This window comes from Leuconostoc litchii (assembly GCF_008107645.1).
In the GTDB taxonomy this organism is placed as follows: domain Bacteria; phylum Bacillota; class Bacilli; order Lactobacillales; family Lactobacillaceae; genus Leuconostoc; species Leuconostoc litchii.
This window is the reverse complement of the sequence record NZ_SDGY01000001.1, coordinates 174041-190003: the sequence shown is the minus strand read 5'-3', so window position 1 is coordinate 190003 and position 15963 is coordinate 174041. Positions and strand designations below refer to the sequence as shown.

The 15963-nt window shown below is 37.0% G+C and carries 13 protein-coding genes; 2 read left to right on the top strand and 11 right to left on the bottom strand.

All coding sequences use genetic code 11. The annotated features are described in order from the left end of the window. Nucleotides 1–19: 19 nt before the first annotated feature. The 6 genes from rimP to parE all read right to left on the bottom strand — a co-directional run bounded on the left by rimP (nt 20) and on the right by parE (nt 6917). Nucleotides 20–496: a ribosome maturation factor RimP gene (rimP, locus tag ESZ47_RS00885; protein ID WP_148603917.1), complete on the bottom strand. Its 477-nt coding sequence runs from the start codon at nt 494–496 to the stop codon at nt 20–22. A 302-nt stretch (nt 497–798) separates the two neighbouring features. Then, nucleotides 799–1068, bottom strand: coding sequence for a 30S ribosomal protein S14 (gene rpsN / locus ESZ47_RS00880; protein WP_002815025.1), 270 nt, complete (start codon nt 1066–1068; stop codon nt 799–801). Continuing rightward, on the bottom strand, nt 1068–1217 hold the full coding sequence (gene rpmG, locus ESZ47_RS00875; RefSeq protein WP_002815032.1) for a 50S ribosomal protein L33: 150 nt from the start codon (nt 1215–1217) through the stop codon (nt 1068–1070). The genes rpsN and rpmG overlap by 1 nt, the downstream gene beginning before the upstream one ends. 168 nt (nt 1218–1385) lie before the next feature. Continuing rightward, nucleotides 1386–2291, bottom strand: a complete 906-nt coding sequence (locus ESZ47_RS00870) for a manganese-dependent inorganic pyrophosphatase (RefSeq protein ID WP_148603915.1) — start codon at nt 2289–2291, stop codon at nt 1386–1388. Nucleotides 2292–2338: 47 nt separating this feature from the next. Further along, complete coding sequence (parC, locus tag ESZ47_RS00865; protein WP_148603913.1) at nt 2339–4777, bottom strand: DNA topoisomerase IV subunit A; 2439 nt, start codon at nt 4775–4777, stop codon at nt 2339–2341. A 76-nt stretch (nt 4778–4853) separates the two neighbouring features. Further along, the gene (parE, locus tag ESZ47_RS00860; RefSeq protein WP_148603911.1) at nt 4854–6917 is read right to left on the bottom strand and encodes a DNA topoisomerase IV subunit B; all 2064 of its coding nucleotides are present in this window, start codon (nt 6915–6917) and stop codon (nt 4854–4856) included. 177 nt (nt 6918–7094) lie between these two features. On the opposite strand from parE, the gene plsY reads away from it, so the two are divergent. Then, on the top strand, nt 7095–7709 hold the full coding sequence (plsY, locus tag ESZ47_RS00855) for a glycerol-3-phosphate 1-O-acyltransferase PlsY (protein WP_148603909.1): 615 nt from the start codon (nt 7095–7097) through the stop codon (nt 7707–7709). Here plsY and dtd read toward each other — a convergent pair. Both dtd and ESZ47_RS00845 read right to left on the bottom strand, forming a co-directional pair. Further along, entirely contained in the window at nt 7703–8152 is a 450-nt protein-coding gene (gene dtd, locus ESZ47_RS00850; protein WP_148603907.1) for a D-aminoacyl-tRNA deacylase, read from the bottom strand. The genes plsY and dtd overlap by 7 nt on opposite strands. Nucleotides 8153–8261: 109 nt before the next feature. Continuing rightward, entirely contained in the window at nt 8262–10499 is a 2238-nt protein-coding gene (locus ESZ47_RS00845) for a RelA/SpoT family protein (RefSeq protein WP_148603906.1), read from the bottom strand. Between the two features lie 346 nt (nt 10500–10845). Here ESZ47_RS00845 and ESZ47_RS00840 point away from each other — a divergent pair, with 346 nt between their 5' ends. After that, nucleotides 10846–12054, top strand: coding sequence for an MFS transporter (locus tag ESZ47_RS00840; RefSeq protein WP_148603904.1), 1209 nt, complete (start codon nt 10846–10848; stop codon nt 12052–12054). 21 nt (nt 12055–12075) lie between these two features. Here ESZ47_RS00840 and ESZ47_RS00835 read toward each other — a convergent pair whose 3' ends face one another. The 3 genes from ESZ47_RS00835 to ESZ47_RS00825 are packed head-to-tail and all read right to left on the bottom strand — an operon-like array spanning nt 12076 to nt 15932. Beyond that, nucleotides 12076–12378, bottom strand: a complete 303-nt coding sequence (locus tag ESZ47_RS00835) for a DUF7671 family protein (RefSeq protein WP_148603903.1) — start codon at nt 12376–12378, stop codon at nt 12076–12078. Beyond that, on the bottom strand, nt 12365–14872 hold the full coding sequence (locus ESZ47_RS00830; protein WP_148603901.1) for a carbamoyl phosphate synthase preATP-grasp domain-containing protein: 2508 nt from the start codon (nt 14870–14872) through the stop codon (nt 12365–12367). Before ESZ47_RS00830 ends, ESZ47_RS00835 begins: the two co-directional genes overlap by 14 nt. Continuing rightward, on the bottom strand, nt 14853–15932 hold the full coding sequence (locus tag ESZ47_RS00825) for a carbamoyl phosphate synthase small subunit (RefSeq protein WP_148603899.1): 1080 nt from the start codon (nt 15930–15932) through the stop codon (nt 14853–14855). The genes ESZ47_RS00830 and ESZ47_RS00825 overlap by 20 nt, the downstream gene beginning before the upstream one ends. Nucleotides 15933–15963 lie beyond the last annotated feature (31 nt).

Genomic DNA, 15963 nt, shown 5'->3' with positions numbered 1-15963 from the left:
TTTCTCCATTTTTAACGATTTAAAACTGGACATCCAGTATTGCTTTAGCTATTTCGTCAAAAGTTAATGGCAAACGCCCATTAGTTGTTGTTAATATCAAACCATCTTCACTTAACTCAGAAATTTTTCCTTGCCATTTTTTTTGACCTTCTTTGGCAACAAACAAAGATACTAAAATATTTTCATTAGCCTCTTTAGCCCATTCAAAATGCCACAATTCCTTTAGTGGGCGATCGGCACCAGGTGATGAGATATCTAAGACATAAGCTTCAGGAATCGGATCTGGATCAATTGTGTCTAATAATTCATTAACTTCTTGCGTAAATGATGTTAAATCATCCATTGTAATGAATTGGTGATCAGGTTTATCCAATAAAATGCGTAAAATCTTTTGTCCACCTTCTTTGGTGAACGTCAAATCCCACAACAGAGCATTATGCACTTTAATGATTGGCGAAATCAAATCAATAACTGTTTGTTCGGTTTTGTTTGCCATTTGTTTTCCCCTTTCGATGAATAGTTTTGCCATTCGTGTTCACAAATATTGTGCTAACACTACCTTTATATTGACAATAAGCGTGCTAATCCCATAAAAAATGAGCCGGCCACTCTTTTTAAAGTGACCCGCCCATTTACAATTGCTATGTAAATTAACTACATTAATTATACCTCATTTACAGAAAGAGTGCAAATTACAATGTAACATTTCTGTGCATAACATAAAAAAGCCCGCAAGCTGGGGCTTTTTTATTGTAAGATATTACTAACTAAATTATGCTTAGTAAGCAATTATTAATTTTACCAAGAAGCTTTACGGACACCAGGAATTTGACCCTTGTGTGCTAATTGGCGGAAGTTCAAACGTGACATTCCAAATTCACGCATGTAAGCATGAGGACGTCCGTCAATCCAGTCACGGTTGTGAACACGAACTGGAGATGAATCCTTTGGCAAAGCTGCCAATCCAATATAATCACCAGCTGCCTTCAATGCAGCACGCTTGTCAGCATACTTTGCAACTAAAGCTTCACGCTTTTGTGCTTTAGCAATCTTTGACTTCTTTGCCATTACTTAATCTCCTTAAATGTTACTACTTTGCGAAGTTTTGGTGAGTACTTCTTTAACTCAAGGCGGTCAGGCGTATTACGACGGTTTTTAGACGTCAAGTAAATACGCTCACCAGTTTCATCATTTCCTAAAACGACGTGGATACGCATAATCGTTTCTCCTTAGTGATTTTCTTAAAAATTTTTATTTGCTTGTCAATACAAATAACTATTATACATGAACCTATCGGCGCTGTAAAGGGTGTTTTCAACAAATTTATCCATATGTTATCCACACCAAGTTATGCTGCCTATGAATTTCAAAATAACGTGCTGTTTTTAAAACTGACTTTCCAATGGTGGCACAACTTGCTTTTTACGAGAAACTACACCAGGTAAATCAATTACATTATTATTAATCGTTTGATTAAATGCTGCTTCAATAGCTTGTGCTGCATCACCGATATAAACCCCTTTAGAAGTTGAATTTAAAATATCAGTGATAACAAACAAGAAGTCTTCATACCCTTCTTCTGCTATCGCTGCTTCAATACCAGATTGACGAGATAATACTTCATCAATATCAACTGTATTCACTTGACCAATACGGAACTGATGTCCACCCATATCAAATGACTTTGCATCACCATCGATTAATTCCTTATCGGTACGTGATGATAAATCAGTTCCAGCCTTTAGCAAAGACAAACCATAACTAGCATAATCCTCTAAGCCAGCAATTTCCGCCAATGCCTCTAGTGCTGGTTGGTCATATTCCGTTGTCGTTGGACTCTTAAGTAATAAAGTATCCGAGATAATTGCAGAAGCTAATAAACCAGCAATTTCAGTAGGAATATCAACGTTTGCTTGCTTGAATTCGTAATACAAAATCGTTGCAACGGAACCCCATGGCTTAGCTGTAATATACAGTGGTGTTGAGTTTGTAAAGGCAAACTTATGGTGATCATAAATGTTTTCTACAGTAACATCAGCTAAATTATCAACTGATTGCGCAGCCTCATTATGATCCACTAAAACAACAGTATCTGTATCAGCTGATGTAATAACACGAAGTGGTGCAATCTTAAAATAGTCCAACGCGAATTGCGTTTCAGCATTTGGCTTTCCCTGAGCAACTGCTTCTGTATCCTGACCTTGTCGGTTCAAAAAATAACTTGCAGCAATTGCTGATGCGATTGTATCTGTATCTGGGTTCTTGTGCCCAAAAACTAAAGTTTTAGCCATTAGTTTTATCTCCTAGCATTTTATATTCTTATTTTAGCAAAAATTAATCACTTTGTGGCAGAAAAAGTTAATGGTTCGATAATCCAAGGGGATCCATTCTTTTCAATATCAACAACATATTGACCATTGCCTACGCGCTGTGAGCCGTGATAATCGCTCACTTGCAGTTCTTGTATCTGATATCTTGTTGTCAAAATTGACAACGCTTTCACATCATCACCAAATATTGTTGCTGTGGCAACTTTATAAGCTACTGTTTTTTTCTGAGTAAAAATCAAAACACCCTTATTGCCACGTTTTGAGCGAGTAACCAACGACACTGGCATATGCTTAAAGGCCCCGTTTTCAGCAGCAATCGCTACATTTTGGTTGTTATCCGTAATAAACAAAGCGGCTTTAATTGTATCATTATCACGAAGATCCATCGCTTTTACGCCGGAAGTACGAGCACCGATCTCTGGTATTTCTGTCACAGCATAACGTAGTCCAATACCATTATGCGATAATAGTAGAACATCTTGTTTGACGACTTTTTGGAAGTAAGCGACGTTAACTACATAGCTCATTTCTTTCTTAAGCTTAATTGCTATTGACGATTTTTTCTTATAGGCTTTAGGAACAATATCAGATAACGTGGTTTGTTTAATAAAGCCATCATTAGTAACAATGGTAAAGGCTCCGCCTTGTTCCAAATTTTCAATTGCAATAGCCTTAATAACAACCTCATCCTTGTCCCAATTTGAAAGTTGCTGTGAAAAATGTTCGCCAGTATCTTTCCATTTTGTATCTGGCAATTCATGAACTGGTCGATAAATTACGTTTCCCTTGTTAGTAAACATAAATAGATGATTCGTTGTATTTAATGTTCCTTGAAAAATAACCAAGTCATCTTCTGCCAAACCATTTTCCTTGTCAGATGCTTTGAATGAACGCAAGGAGGAACGCTTATAATAACCATTCCGTGAAACCAAGACTTGGACGTCTTCTTCAGCAATCATTACCGCTGTATCAATCACTAGGTTTTCAACTTCAGATTCAATCACACTTCGACGTGGTGATACATAAGTTTTAGTAATTGCTGTAATTTCTTCACGAATAACGTCTTTTAATGCTGATTCTTCATTGATAATCAAGTTTAATCGATTAATTTTATTATTCAATTGGGCAAATTCTTCTTCTAACTGTGTTACATCTGTATTAGTTAAACGATACAATTGCAAAGTGACAATTGCTTCAGCTTGTGCTTGTGTGAATTCGAAACGATCAATCAGATTTTGTGTGGCATCTTTACGATTCTTAGATGCCCGAATTGTAGCAACTACTTCATCCAATATTGAAAGCATTCGAATTAAACCTTCAACAATATGTTGTCGCGCTTGTGCTTTAGACAGTTCATACGCTGAGCGTTTTAGCACGACTTCTTTTCTAAATGAAAGAAAGGCTTCTAGTCCAGCTTTTAGTCCAACATGAACTGGACGTTGGTCATGAATGGCAACCATATTGAAGTTATATGATATTTGCAAATCAGTTTTCTTGAATAAGTATGTTAAAATGCCGTCAGCATTAGCCTCTTTTGCTAGTTCAATGACAATTGACATACCTTCACGATCAGATTCATCTCTAACTTCTGAAATACCTGGAACTTCTTTGTTTAGCCTAATACCATCAATCTTTGATACCAGATTTGACTTGACAACTTCGTAAGGCAACTCAGTAATTTCAATTTTTTTCTTGCCAGCACGAAGATCAGAAATAGTTGTTTTAGCACGAACAGCTATCTTACCTCGTCCTGTTTTATAAGCTTTTTTAATACCATCTAACCCTTGAATAATACCTCCTGTAGGAAAATCAGGGCCTTTAACATAGCGCATCAATTGAGATAATGTAGCCGTCGGATGATCTAGCAAATAAATTAGAGCTGAATTAATTTCTTTCAAATTATGAGGAGGAATTTCGGTTGCGTAACCAGCTGATATACCAGTTGCACCGTTAATAAATAAACTGGGAATACGAGAAGGTAAAACAGTTGGTTCATACGTTGTATCATCGAAATTTAAAACCATATCGACAGTTTCTTGACCCAAATCTGCCATCATTTCGCTAGCAATTCTAGATAGTCTAGCTTCTGTATAACGCATTGCTGCAGCTGGATCATTATCTATTGAGCCATTATTTCCATTCATGTCAATCAATGGTTCGCGAACTTTCCAATCTTGCGACAAACGCACCATAGCTTCATAAATTGATGAATCTCCGTGCGGATGAAAATTACCCATCACGTTACCAACAGACTTGGCTGATTTACGATATGGATGATCATAAGTATTGCCATCTTGGTCCATCGCAAACAAAATACGTCGTTGCACCGGTTTCAATCCATCACGAATATCCGGCAAAGCACGCTCTTGAATTATATATTTTGAATAGCGCCCAAAGCGCTCCCCCATCACTGCTTCAAGTGAGAGTTCGGTTATACGATCTGCCATCTAGTTGCGGTTCTCCTTGGTTAAAAACATCTATTAATTATATATCTGAAATATTAAAACAGGCTTGCATTAAAAATTAATTATCACCATTTTGCCATGTTTTAATGAGTGGTTTATTTGTCTGCACAGTACTTCGATTATTAGTTTCGTGATTACGAACTTTTTCAAACACATCACTAGCTTTAGTATCATCGCCATCAACTGTATCTAAAATAGATCCCGCTTCATCCAATGTAAAGTGCACATTAGCTTCAATCCATTCGCGACGTGGATCAACTTTGTCCCCCATTAATGTCGTTACACGTTTTTCAGCCAAAATCGCATCATCAATTTTCACACGAATTAATGTTCTTGATTCAGGATCCATGGTTGTCTCCCATAGTAGTGGTGCATTCATTTCACCTAATCCTTTGAAACGTGTTAGTTCATACCTAGCATCGTTTTGACTAGTGATTGTTTCCAATTCATCATTTGTCCAAGCAAATCGATCATTAATTTTTTTGGAAGTATACTTTACTCTGTACAAAGGTGGCAAAGCAATGTACACACGACCTGCTTCAATAAGTGGACGCATGTACTTATAGAAAAATGTCAATAGCAGTGTTTGAATATGTGCACCGTCATCATCGGCATCAGTCATAATAATGACTTTATTAAATGCAGCATCTTCTACTTTAAAATCACTACCAACACCACCGCCAATAGCATAAATCAGCGTTGATATTTCTTCATTTTTTAAAATGTCAACAAGTTTAGCTTTTTCAGTGTTTAATACTTTTCCACGTAATGGTAAAATAGCCTGAAATTTACGATCACGGCCTTGTTTGGCAGATCCACCAGCTGAATCACCCTCGACAAGAAATAATTCGTTTTTCTCGGCATTTTTAGATTGTGCTGGTGCTAATTTCCCTGATAACAATCGATCTTTAGCACCCTTAGCTTTTCCTGTGCGACTTTCATCTCTTGCACGCCGGGCTGCTTCACGCGCTTCACGCGCTCGTAATGCTTTTCGAATCAGATTCTGCCCAAAGTCTCCGTTTTCCATTAGAAAACGTCCAAGCGTTTCATTAACTACTGAATCAACTATGCCGCGTGCTTCTGGGGTACCTAATTTATCTTTTGTTTGTCCTTCAAACTGTAGGAATTGTTCTGGAACACGCAAAGAAATAACAGCTGATAATCCTTCACGGACATCAGTACCTTCTAAGTTTTTATCTTTATCTTTCAGTAAGTTGACTTTACGTGCATACTCGTTAAATGCTTTTGTCCATGCCGTTCTGAAACCTACTTCATGGGTACCACCATCCTGTGTTCGAACATTGTTAACAAATGATAAGAGTGTTTCTGAGTAGCCATCATTATATTGCGCAGCTACATCAACAACAATCCCTTCCTGCTGACCTTCAAAAGTCATAACGGGTCCTATAGTCTCTTTATCTTCATTCAAAAAGCCCACAAAAGCTTCAAGGCCTTTTTCATAATGATATTCTTCAACACGAATTGGATCAACGCGCTCATCCGTCAATGTAAACTTAACACCGCTCATCAAAAATGACGATTCACGTAGACGTTCAGCTAGAATATCAAACTTATAAACTGTGGCACTAAAAATTGTGGCATCAGGTTTGAAAGTAACAGTCGTTCCTGTTGGCTCCTTAGTTTTACCTAAATCACGTAAAGTGCCAACTGGATGACCACCATTTGTAAAGTCTTCTTGCCATTTGTGCCCATCACGCACAATGGTGACCGTTAAACTCTCAGACAAGGCGTTAACGACCGAAGATCCCACACCGTGTAGCCCACCAGAAGTAGCATATCCACCTTGACCAAACTTACCACCGGCATGCAAAACGGTTAAGATAACTTCTGGTGTAGGTTTACCAGACTCATGCATGCCAATTGGCATACCTCGTCCAAAATCCTGTACTGTAATAGCATTATTATCGTGTATTGTTACGCGAATTTCATCGCCATAACCACCAAGTGCTTCGTCAACAGCATTGTCGACAATTTCGTAAACTAAATGATGCAATCCGCGGCCATCAGTGGAACCAATATACATTCCTGGTCGTTTCCGAACAGCCTCAAGTCCTTCTAAAATTTTTATTGAATCTGAATCATAATGATTTTTTTCTGGCATACTAATCTATCCTTCGATACACGAACCAGTGTTCGTGCGCTAATGTCAATCTATTTTATCATAGATTAAAATATCGTTTCTGACAAGTGTCAATATTTTATTTTTGATAAGTTATGGCCTATACTACTTAAATATATGTTAAACTGGTACTTGCTTTTATATTAAAGGGGACATTTTATGTTTACTACTATACTGATGTTTATGCTTTCTTACCTGATTGGATCACTAGTACCTGGATTTTGGGTAGGAAAAATTTTTTACAACAAGGATATTCGTGATGAAGGATCTGGTAATATTGGCACAACTAATTCATTCCGTGTATTGGGCGTAAAGGCCGGTGTCACCGTATTAGTGCTTGATTTGCTTAAAGGGACTGCCGCTGGGTTATTACCACTATTATTTCATAGTAACATTAATCCAATGTTAGTTGGTATTGGTGCCATTTTTGGACATACTTTCTCTGTTTGGATTGGTTTTAAAGGTGGCAAAGCCGTGGCAACATCAGCTGGTGTTTTACTAGCCTACAACCCTGTATTTTTCTTAATTATTGTTATGATTTTCATCGCTATGCTTGCAATTAGTTCAATGGTTTCATTAAGTTCAATGGTTTCATTCTCATGCGCAATCATCATTTCACTATATTATCACGACTTAATTTTGACAATAGTAGCTATTAGTTTAACCATTTTCGTCTTTTATCGACATCGATCAAATATTTCTCGAATTAAAAATGGTACCGAAAGTACTATTCCATTTGGTTGGTATTACAACCACAAGAAAAGCGCTCACTGAGCGCTTTTTGTGTCAAATAAAATCGTTACGGGACCATCATTAACCAAACTAACTTGCATATCAGCACCAAATTCACCTGTCTCAACTATCAAATCACTTTGCCGTAATGATTCATTGAAACAATCATACATTTGACTTGCATAACCGGGTGCTCCAGCACTTGTGAAACTTGGTCGATTTCCTTTTTTAGTATTAGCAAATAATGTAAACTGCGAAATAGATAAAATTGAGCCCTTAACATCTTGAATGCTACGATTCATGCGTCCGGTTTCATCTTCAAATATTCGTAAGTGACTAATTTTTTTAACTAAATAATCTATATCTGATTGATCATCGTCATCAGAAATACCGACGAACAGTAGAAATCCTTTTTTAATTACACCACTCACATGATTTTCAATAGCAACACTAGCTTCACTTACTCGTTGTAGTACAACCTTCATAAATTCTCCTGCTTTTAAGTTATTATTAGCATTTTATATCAAAAACTCTACATTTTTCGTAAAAAATATCTATGATTTAAACTATATTAGTACATGATTTGACGGTTTCTTAATGAAAAGCTCGTTCAACGTCATATACCGCAGGCAAATTATTTAGAGAATCCATAATAGCTGATAATTGTTCTGTATTTTTCACACCAATTGACAAAGAAACTTGCGCCATACCATTTTTAGTAACATGACCGTTCACCGAATTAACATAGCGTGTGCGACCATTTACGCTTCGCAATACATCGTTTAACAATCCACCACGATTTTCACCATGAACCGTTAAATCGGCATCATAATTAGGCTTTAGGCCAGCTTCATCTTCCCATTGCACATCAACGAGACGTTGTCCTTGTACCTGAGCAGCCCGAATATTAGGACATCCTAGTCGATGAACAGAAATACCACGACCTTTAGTAATGTAACCCTTAACCTCATCACCTGGAACCGGTGTGCAACAACGACCAAGTCGTACAAGTAAATTATCAACACCAGCAATAACAATATCATCTGCCGTAGATTTTTGACGTTTTGTGAAGGCCGTTTCATCACGAGTAATCTCATGACCTTCTTCTAACATTTCTCGCTGTAATTCTGCTGTGGCAGCTTCTTGTTTTGCCTCACGTATTTTTTCAGTCAATTTATTAGCAACACCGGGTACTGCAATATCGCCAAAACCAATTGCCGCTAACATGTCATCCGGTGTATGATAATGCATTTTATCAGCTGTTTCTTGAATATTTTCGGGTGTCAAAATATCAGCAGGATTGAAATTATTCTCTTTCAAATTTTGAGATAACAACTCTCGTGCAGCTGTAATGTTATCTTCTCTATCTAATTGTTTGAAATATTGTTTAATTTTATTGCGTGCACGACGCGTTGAAACAATTTCTAACCAGTCACGACTAGGCTTAGCATTAGTTGAGGTAATGATTTCAATAATGTCCCCCGTTTTGATTTTATAATCTAACGGTACAATTCTACCATTTACCTTGGCTCCAGTAGTTTTTATACCAATTTTGGTATGAATTGAAAAAGCCATATCTAACGGACCAGCACCTTTAGCGAGTTCAAATACATCCCCACGTGGCGTAAAGGCATAAACACGATCTGAAAACAACTCACCAGTGACACCATCCATAAAATCTTCAGCGCTTTTAGCATTTTCTTGTAATTCCAATATCCCCTGAATTACATTCAACGCTTGTTGATTATTGTCCGCAACACTGGCTTCTTTATTAGAACCCTTATTTTTTTTATAGGCCCAATGGGCAGCCACACCAAACTCTGCTACTTCGTGCATGTGATGTGTACGAATTTGTACTTCCAATGGTCGACCATCTGGTCCCATAACAGTTGTATGTAAACTCTGATAGCCATTTGCTTTTGGTAAAGCAATATAGTCTTTAAACCGGCCTGGAATTGGTGTCCATTTCGAATGAATAGCGCCTAAAACAGCATACGTATCTGGAATTGAGGCAGTTAAAACACGTACAGCTAATAAGTCATAAATCTCTTCAAAAGCTTTGTGTTTATCCACCATTTTACGATAAATAGAGTAAATATGCTTAGGACGACCGTACACGTCAACATTGTTTAGCTGTAAATCTTTTATCGCACCTTCAATTTGATCAACAGCTTCCTGAACGTAACTAATTCTTTCTTCTCGTTTCATATTCATTAACGAAGCAATATGATAGTATTGTTCTGGATCAATATAACTTAATGATAAATCTTCGAGTTCCCACTTAATTGTACTGATACCTAGACGATCAGCTAAAGGTGCATAAATTTCTAATGTTTCTTTAGCAATACGTTTTTGTTTGTCCTCGCGTAATGCGCCGAGCGTACGCATATTATGTAATCGATCGGCTAATTTTACAATGATTACGCGAATATCTTTTGACATCGCTAAAAGCAACTTACGATGATTTTCCGCAAGTTGTTCTTGTGAACTTTGATACTGTATTTTACTAATTTTTGTGACGCCATCAATGATTTGGGCAATTGTTTCTCCAAATCGATCTTGTACGTCTTGTAATGTAGCAATTGTGTCTTCCACGACATCATGAAGGTATCCAGAAATAACAGTCGCTGTATCCATCTTTAATTCTGCTAAAATACCGGCAACTTGAATGGGGTGAATAATATATGGTTCCCCTGATTTACGTTTCTGCTCTTTGTGTAATTCTGACGCCCACTCATAGGCTTTTTTTACATTCTCTGCGTCAGAATCGGACATATATTGTCCAACCATTTCTAGAACTTCGGGTCCTGTATAATGCTTTGTTTTTGCCATGTTTAGCGTATAATATGTGAACTGCTTTATGCTTTCAATGAACTGAGCGATATTGACCTAAATTCATTATATTCACTGAACTTTAAAGTTCTTCACACAATTCCCTTCGTGGATTCCAAAAAATACAGAACAATTAAAAATCGGTTTCTGTACTTTTTTAACGCTCTAAGGTGCGTACTTTTATTATAAGCAAAATTTAATTTTTTCACAAGGCACGTTTAAATTTGTACATCTAAAAAAATAAGCGCTAAAATATAATAATAAACTTAACCCAATTATTTTTAAAATTAAGGAGATAATGTGTCGATGTCATCGAGTAAGAAATTTCAGACACATTTAAAATTTTATGTCAAACAGTTCAGAAAAAGCACTTTGGAAACGTAACGTAACAGTCCTTTGGTTCGGTGTTTTTATGACTGGCATAGCCTTAAGCGAGGTCATGCCTTTCCTTTCTTTATACATCGATACTTTGGGCAATTTCAGTAAACAGCAGCTGACATTTTACTCCGGCATTGTTTTTGCTGCTTCATTTTTAGTAATGGCCATTGTTTCCCCACTTTGGGGGAAATTAGCTGATAAAAAAGGCCGTAAACTAATGATGCTACGAGCTGCATTAGGTATGTCCATTATCCTATTTTTGATGGGTTTTGTCACAAATGTTTGGCAACTATTTGTACTACGAGCATTGCAAGGTGCTATGGGTGGATACATTTCTAATTCCAATGCCTTAGTAGCCACACAAACACCTAAAGAACATGCAGGCCATGCCTTGGGAATATTAGTTACCGGCATGACCGCCGGTAACCTTCTCGGACCACTGTTTGGTGGTACTTTAGCTTCAATAGTTTCATATCGTATGTCTTTTCATATTACGGGTGTTATTTTATTCTTGGTATTTTTATTAACGTTATTTTTCGTTAAAGAAGAACCTAGACCAGTTACTAATCACTCAACTGAAGTATCGACAAGTAAATTATGGCAGTCTGTTCCTAATAAACAACTAATTTTTGGTTTATTTATTACGACAATGTTAGTACAAGCTGTTAATACATCAATTAATCCTATTATCAGTTTGTTTGTTCGAGAACTAACCAATAATAGTGCAAATACGATATTCATTGCAGGTATCGTTGCAGCAATGCCTGGTATTGCTACTGTTATTGCTGCACCACAATTTGGTAAAATTGGTGACCGAGTTGGTACCCATAGAATGATCAAAATTGGATTTGCTATTGCAACTGCTGCTTTGATTCCTACTGCATTTGTAACCAGTGTGTTTATGTTAATGTTTTTCAGATTCATCATTGGTATTAGTGATGCTACTATGCTACCGGCTGTACAAACGCTATTATCTAAAAACTCACCAGCCAATATGACTAGTAGAATTTTTAGCTACAACCAAAGTTTTCAATCTATAGGCAGTGTCATGGGCCCTATGTTTGGTGCATTGGTAGCTAGTGTGTTCGATTACCGTGGTATTTTTATTTTTAGTGCTATTCTGATTATATTAAACGCAATGTTATTTATGTTTAATACCAAAATGTTAAATAAATAATGTATATAAAAAAGATGGGTCTCACAACTCATCTTTTTTATATACATTCAATTCTTTAATTGCTGCTACCGCATCAGTCCAGCGCTGCAACGGTGCATAATTGTGCCGCTCATTAAAAGCCAAATTTTCTTTTGAAATCACAGCTACACTTTGATTATTTTCTGTCAAAAAAACTTGACCAAAGTGTTTGTAATGTCCTTTAGTATGCTTTCCTGTTCGCCAAGAATGAACGGTAGACCCTTTTTTGGGCACATACTCTCCTGAGGCATTTTGCTCAACAACTACTCCATTAAATAGATTCGTTTCATATTTATTTTTGGTCATAATATTGAATGTTAACTCCTAATTCAAAACGTGTACCATCAATGGGCTCTATTGGCTGTAGATGTAAGTCATAATTAACATCAGCAGCTACTAAACTCACATCTGTTTGCAATGTTAATTTATTAACATTTTCTAACAACTTTTGATCTTGTTCTGTTAAACGCCCCAATAATGCACGGACAGTTATTCTCACCCATTGAACTTGCATAACTTTACTAATAAAAGCTACTTGACCAAATGGCATAGGTCTTAACCAGGTATCATAGCTAATATCAGATATTTCAACATGATCAACCCAGTCATGTCCATTTTCATACCAAATGACCTGGTACACCCCAGGATTTTCTAAATGAGTTTGTGCAAGTTGCTTTGGCAGTTCAATAATTTGAGAAATAATTCGCAACTCTCCAGCAACGTGCTGTGTCATATTAACAGGATAAATTTGCTGCCCATCTGAGAAAATATTTAAAGCAAATTCAGTTCGATCATCTACTGGTCCGCTAGGCATATGCTTCTCTTTTGGCAAAATGAGCACATTTTGATCAAGCTCTCGCAAAGCTGTAATTAGCTTACGTCGATTACCAGGAACAATAATAGCAACTGGATTTTCCAACTCAACTACTTTCATAACGTCAGAAATTTCAAGTGGCTCTAGATACTGTTTGTCAGCTAAATTTTGCATTAATGTAGCGTCATTAGCATTATTATTCATAATAATCGTATGATACTGAAGCCGTCTCAATTCAGACAACACAATGGTTGTTGCATAGCCCCCGGATGCAGCGTCTCCTAATCTAAATGCGCCACTGCCAATTACCATTACTGTATTATCACTCACTTGGACAGATTCATTTTCTTCTTCAAATGTTGAATAATATTGACGTGCATTTTCAGGGAATTCCCCAGCAGAAGGTTCCAAAGCTTTATAAGTTGCTTCAATCTGATGTTCTTTTGATAAAGATCTAATATTTGTGAAATTTGTATTCCAGAATAACGCAATCAAACCATCAGACAGACCAAATTGCTTACCTAATCTTAATGATTCAATGCTATCAGCATCATTTTCTACTTTTAATTCTAACTGTAACAGATGTCCTAACTGGTAAAAATAAAATTCATCAATATTAGTTAATTCAGCTAGTTCATCAATTTCATATCCACGTTTAATGGCTTCAATCAATAGTAAAACACGATTGTCTTCTGGATGAATCAGCTGTTGTATTAATGCATCATCACTGATATGTGCCATATTTGTTGGTGAAAAAGTGGCATTATTGAAATGTGCTGAGCGTATTGCTTTTTCAAGAGCTTCAATAAATGTTCGTCCAAAGCCAATTGTTGATCCAACTGATTTTTGGATACTATTCAGCTGACGATTAACCGATACATCAGATTCTTCTAATTCTCCAAACGGAAAAATAGGTAGTTTAACTGCTACATGATCCATCATTGGTTCCATCATCGCAGTTTTTTCGCCAAAATCATGTGGCAAAACGATATCTTCCAAAGCAATACCCATTGCCAAATTAATAGCAACTAACATAACTGGATATCCTGTGACCAACGCCATCCGACTTGCCATTTGGTCAACATATGGTGAAACCTTAATAATATAAATAGCACCCGTAGAATCATCAAAAGCAAACTGCACATGCATTATACCTTGTAAACCTAATAAATCAGCAACTTGAAAGGCATATGTTCTCATTTTTTCCAGCACTTGATCTTGAATAGTTAGTGTGGGTGCAACACTTAAAGAATCCGCTGTATGGATGCCAATTGGATCCATATCTTCACTGGCGCCAATTTTCATTTTGTTACCACGAAAATCACGTAATATTTCCATACTAACTTCTTTTAAACCGTTGATTGCCTTGGAAATGATAATTTCTTGAGTCATAGACTGTTTCTTAGCATAATCAATAGCTTCTTCAAATTCATCAAGACGTTCCACCATTTGACGTGTGTTCGTCGTTTTCGGATGTAAAGAGCGAATCATCAACGGTATTTGTAGCTCTCTTAAGAGTTCATTAGCATCATCTTGTGCTTTAACCACATGACTCGTAAGAACTGGCAATCCTGCATCAGCCATATATCTTGTCAAATTAGGAAGATTATTAACACGTAAAAGCATATCAATACTTAAACCCAAGGTTCTAGGTACTGGTCCATCCCCATGCTCCCATTGCTGAACAGTAGTAGCCCATAATCTTACAGCACGTGTACCGCCGAATAAAGGTAGCACTGTATCAATATGATTATTCTTGATTACATGTTTAATATTTTCAACAGTTAGGGGTTGCCAGATGGCTTCAGCAGCTAAACTCTCAAGAGATAGCGCATAAGGGTTTTCATCAATTAGAAATACATTAATCCCATGGCCTTTTAATTCCGGCATAACCTGATAAATAGCTGCATCATGCTCTGCCTCTAAACCAAAATCATTTGATCCCGCACCAATAAATAATATATTTTTAACTGTGATGTTCGACATAATCTTCTACCGTTTCAAAAAAATCAGCAAATACTGCTGTTGCTTCATAGGGGCCTGGTGCAGCATCTGGAAAGAATTGAACACTGAAGGCCGGATAATCTCGATGCCGCAACCCTTGAACAGCACCATCTACTAAGTCTCGATAGGTCACAAATAATTTCTTACGATCTAGTAAAGTTTCATCAACCGCGTACCCCTGCCCTTGCATCGCATAAAAAATTTGCTTAGAAATAATCTCTTGGATCGGATGATTCATACCATGATGTTCTGATGGAAGTGGCACAAGTGTTGCATCATTTGCTAACGCAAAAAGCTCATGTCCCAGACCAATACCAAGTAAAGGTGTTTTTGTTTGAAGTACCCTAATTAGCGTGAGGACACTTTCTGGTAAAGAACGGGGATCTCCAGGACCAGTTGATAAGATAACACCATCTGGGTCAAGTGTTAATACCTCATCAACGCTGGTTGTATATGGTAAAACTGAAACATTTGCGTCATAGTCGCCTAACATACGAAGAATACCATGTTTTAATCCAAAATCAATCACAACAATATGCCGCCCACGTCCAGGATTTGCATATGGTTTAGAGGTTGCTGTATTTTGAACTTGTTTATTTGTTAAAACCGTGGCCACTAACTGATCAACAGCATGATCGTCGGCATAATCAACAATAGTTGCTTTTTGAGGCCCTGTTTCACGTAAATGTCTAATCAATTTTCTCGTATCAACTTGATATAATCCAGGAATATTATGTTGCTTCAAAAAGCGATCTAAATTCATACGTCTCTGTCTATTCACAGAAACTTCAGCTAAATCATGCACAATCATTCCACGTATCATGGGTTTAACAGATTCATAAGCTTCAGCATGAATACCTGCGGCACCGACAACTGGCATTGAAAAGACAATCATCTGACCGTCATAGATTGGATCTGTAATGATTTCTTGATAGCCCGTCATGGCTGTATGAAAAATAATTTCCCCAAATGTGGTTGCTGGTGCTCCGAAGCCAAGACCTTCAAAAGTTGTACCATCTTCTAGGATTAAATGTCTAATCATAAACTATAATTCTCCAAACATACAATACCAC

Coding starts and splice junctions, on each gene's coding strand:
- rimP (WP_148603917.1), bottom strand. CDS start 496: ATGGCAAACAAAACCGAACAAACAGTTATTGATTTGATTTCGCCAATC.
- rpsN (WP_002815025.1), bottom strand. CDS start 1,068: ATGGCAAAGAAGTCAAAGATTGCTAAAGCACAAAAGCGTGAAGCTTTA.
- rpmG (WP_002815032.1), bottom strand. CDS start 1,217: ATGCGTATCCACGTCGTTTTAGGAAATGATGAAACTGGTGAGCGTATT.
- ESZ47_RS00870 (WP_148603915.1), bottom strand. CDS start 2,291: ATGGCTAAAACTTTAGTTTTTGGGCACAAGAACCCAGATACAGATACA.
- parC (WP_148603913.1), bottom strand. CDS start 4,777: ATGGCAGATCGTATAACCGAACTCTCACTTGAAGCAGTGATGGGGGAG.
- parE (WP_148603911.1), bottom strand. CDS start 6,917: ATGCCAGAAAAAAATCATTATGATTCAGATTCAATAAAAATTTTAGAA.
- plsY (WP_148603909.1), top strand. CDS start 7,095: ATGTTTACTACTATACTGATGTTTATGCTTTCTTACCTGATTGGATCA.
- dtd (WP_148603907.1), bottom strand. CDS start 8,152: ATGAAGGTTGTACTACAACGAGTAAGTGAAGCTAGTGTTGCTATTGAA.
- ESZ47_RS00845 (WP_148603906.1), bottom strand. CDS start 10,499: ATGGCAAAAACAAAGCATTATACAGGACCCGAAGTTCTAGAAATGGTT.
- ESZ47_RS00840 (WP_148603904.1), top strand. CDS start 10,846: ATGTCAAACAGTTCAGAAAAAGCACTTTGGAAACGTAACGTAACAGTC.
- ESZ47_RS00835 (WP_148603903.1), bottom strand. CDS start 12,378: ATGACCAAAAATAAATATGAAACGAATCTATTTAATGGAGTAGTTGTT.
- ESZ47_RS00830 (WP_148603901.1), bottom strand. CDS start 14,872: ATGTCGAACATCACAGTTAAAAATATATTATTTATTGGTGCGGGATCA.
- ESZ47_RS00825 (WP_148603899.1), bottom strand. CDS start 15,932: ATGATTAGACATTTAATCCTAGAAGATGGTACAACTTTTGAAGGTCTT.